Origin of the sequence: Streptomyces sp., from assembly GCF_031181555.1 — a bacterium.
GTDB lineage: Bacteria > Actinomycetota > Actinomycetes > Streptomycetales > Streptomycetaceae > Streptomyces > Streptomyces fimbriatus.
In genome coordinates this window covers 1-2,457 of record NZ_JAPSKQ010000320.1, presented here as the reverse complement: position 1 = coordinate 2,457, position 2,457 = coordinate 1, and the positions used below count along the sequence as shown (strand labels likewise).

The window sequence follows — 2,457 nt, the reverse complement described above, 5'->3', positions numbered from 1 at the left end:
CGGGGGCGCGGCCGGCGGTGGTGACACGGCCGAGGAGGAGGCCGCTCCGGCGCCGACCGCCTCCGCCCCGTCCGAGGAGCAGATCGAGGCCGCTGCCGAGAAGTCGACCATCGAGAACCACGGGCACGGTGACGACGACCCGAACACCTCGGCGGCACCTGCCGCGGCGCAGGACGACACCGCCCCGGACGCCTCCGGCGGCGGCACCGCCAACCGGCCCGAGGCGGCCGGTGGCTCGGAGAACCTCGCGGAGACGGGCGGTGACGGCGCCACCCCGTACCTGATGGTCGGCGGGGCCGCGGCGCTGGCGCTGGGCTCGGCGGCGCTGTTCGCCTCCGCCCGGCGGCGCGCGGCGGGCGGGCGGCACGGCCGCTGAACCGACTCGGGGCCCTGTCCGGCGGCTCAGGCCGGACAGGGCCCCGCCGCGTTCGCCGCGACCCGCACGTGTCAGTCGAACACCGAGGCGCAGGTGGTGGGCGTGGCGCGGGCCGGGTCGAGGGCGTTGGCCACCTCGTGGAAGGCGATCCGGTCGAACAGCCCGATGGCCAGGTGCTCGGACAGGTCGAGCGGGCACAGGTCCTGGAGCAGGACGTTGCGCACGCCCGGCCCGTTCAGGTACTGGCTGCGGTAGGGGGTCACCACCTGGTCGTACTTCGTGGCGATGACGGTGCAGCGGACGCCGGGCACGGTGTCGCCGCCCTCGGTGAGCCTCGTGAGGAAGTCGGAGCCGGCGACCTGGTCGGCGAGGGACGGCACCACCCACCACGTCACCGCCGGCGACACGGTGATCGTCAACCCCGGTGCGACCCTCGCCGTGGAGAACCCGACCGCCGAGGTGGCGGTCTCCTGGGTCACCACCTCCCACGGCCTGGAGGCGACACCGGCCGACGGCACGCGCATCGTGCCGCCGTGGACCGGCTGAGGGCCGCCGAAGGGCCCGACGCGGTCGGCCCGTGCGGGACCACCGCCGCGGGCCGTTCCCCGGATGCGCGGGCACCATCCATTCGGCCCCGTCCCGCCTGCGCGGACATCCGGTCCCCCGGACCGTGGGGACATGACGCAGACCGCCGGCGCCGCCCCGTCCCGCAGTCCGTTCCTCGACGAGGTGAAGGCGGCCGTCACTCCGCGGGCCACCCTGCTCGTGCTCGGCGTGACCGTCCTCCAGCTGCTGTTCATCGCCTCCTACGTCGGAGCCCTGCACCATCCGGAACCGCGGGACGTGCCCTTCGGAGTCGTCGCGCCACCGGCCGTCGCCGAACAGACGGTGACCCGGCTGGACCGGCTGCCCGGCTCCCCGCTGGACCCCCGTGCGGTGGCCGACGAGGCGACCGCGCGGAAGCAGATCATGGACCGGAGGATCGACGGCGCGCTGATCGCGGGTCCGAGCGGCGGCGAGGACACCCTGCTGGTCGCCTCCGGCAGCGGCGCCGCCCTCGCCACCGCCCTGGAGAGCCTCGTCGGCGGGCTGGAGGAATCCGAGGGGCGCACGGTGCGGACCGTCGACGTGGCCCCGGTCTCACGGCAGGACTTCGACGGGCTGTCGTCCTTCTACGTGGTCGTGGGCTGGTGCGTCGGCGGCTATCTGTGCGCCTCGATCCTGGCGATCAGCACCGGCGCCCGGCCCGCCGACCCACGCCGCGCGGCGATCCGGATCGGCGCCATGGCCCTGGTCGCGCTCGTCGGCGGACTCGGCGGCGCGGTGATCACCGGGCCGGTCCTGGGCGCGCTGCCCGGCGGTGTGGCGGCTCTGTGGGGACTGGGCGCCCTGATCACCTTCGCCGTCGGCGTCGCCACCCTCGCTCTTCAGGGCGTCTTCGGCATCGTCGGCATCGGGCTGGCGATCCTGCTCGTGGTGATCGCCGGCAATCCGAGCGCGGGCGGGGCCTTCCCGCTGCCGATGCTGCCGCCGTTCTGGGCGGCGATCGGTCCGGCGCTGCCGCCGGGCGCGGGCACCTGGACGGCCCGCTCGATCGCGTACTTCGAGGGCAACGCCGTGCTCGGCCCCCTGCTGGTGCTGTCGGCGTGGGCCCTCGCGGGAATCGTGATCACGATGCTGTCGGCGATGACGTACCGCGGGCGGCACGAGGCGGAGCCGCCCGCACGGGCGTCCTGACCCGGACGCGCGCAAGTCCCGCCCCTCGCGCGCGGGGCGGGACTTCCCGGAGTGCGTGCGGCTCAGCCGATCCGCGTGCCGGTCGCCGAGAGGGCCTCCGTCACCGGCTGGAAGAAGGTCTCGCCGCCCGAGGTGCAGTCACCGCTGCCGCCGGAGGTGAGGCCGACCGCGCTGCTGCCCGAGAAGAGCGAGCCGCCGCTGTCGCCGGGCTCGGCGCAGACGTCGGTCTGGATCAGACCGTTGACGATGTCGCCGTTGCCGTAGTTCACGGTGGCGTCCAGACCGGTGACCGTGCCGGAGTGCACCTGGGTCGTGGAGCCGCTGCGGGTGACCTGCATGCCGAC

Annotated in this window: 3 protein-coding genes and 2 pseudogenes; 3 read left to right on the top strand and 2 right to left on the bottom strand. The window is 75.1% G+C overall.

From position 1 onward, the window contains the following. Positions 1-376 (top strand): LAETG motif-containing sortase-dependent surface protein (locus tag RIM90_RS31415; protein WP_309064131.1); only part of this gene is annotated, 376 nt, incomplete at its 5' end. 71 nt (positions 377-447) lie between these two features. Here the strand turns inward: RIM90_RS31415 and RIM90_RS31410 are convergent. Continuing rightward, a pseudogene (locus RIM90_RS31410) lies at positions 448-753 on the bottom strand (lipase); the annotation flags it as partial. Here RIM90_RS31410 and RIM90_RS31405 point away from each other — a divergent pair. Beyond that, positions 749-922, top strand: a pseudogene (locus RIM90_RS31405) (cupin domain-containing protein); the annotation flags it as partial. The pseudogenes RIM90_RS31410 and RIM90_RS31405 overlap by 5 nt on opposite strands. A 132-nt stretch (positions 923-1,054) precedes the next feature. Then, positions 1,055-2,113: a DUF3533 domain-containing protein gene (locus tag RIM90_RS31400; RefSeq protein WP_309064130.1), complete on the top strand. Its 1,059-nt coding sequence runs from the start codon at positions 1,055-1,057 to the stop codon at positions 2,111-2,113. A gap of 62 nt (positions 2,114-2,175) precedes the next feature. On the opposite strand, the gene RIM90_RS31395 is transcribed toward RIM90_RS31400, so the two are convergent. After that, positions 2,176-2,457, bottom strand: a 282-nt coding sequence (locus RIM90_RS31395; RefSeq protein ID WP_309064129.1) for a trypsin-like serine protease, incomplete at its 5' end; no start/stop codon positions are given.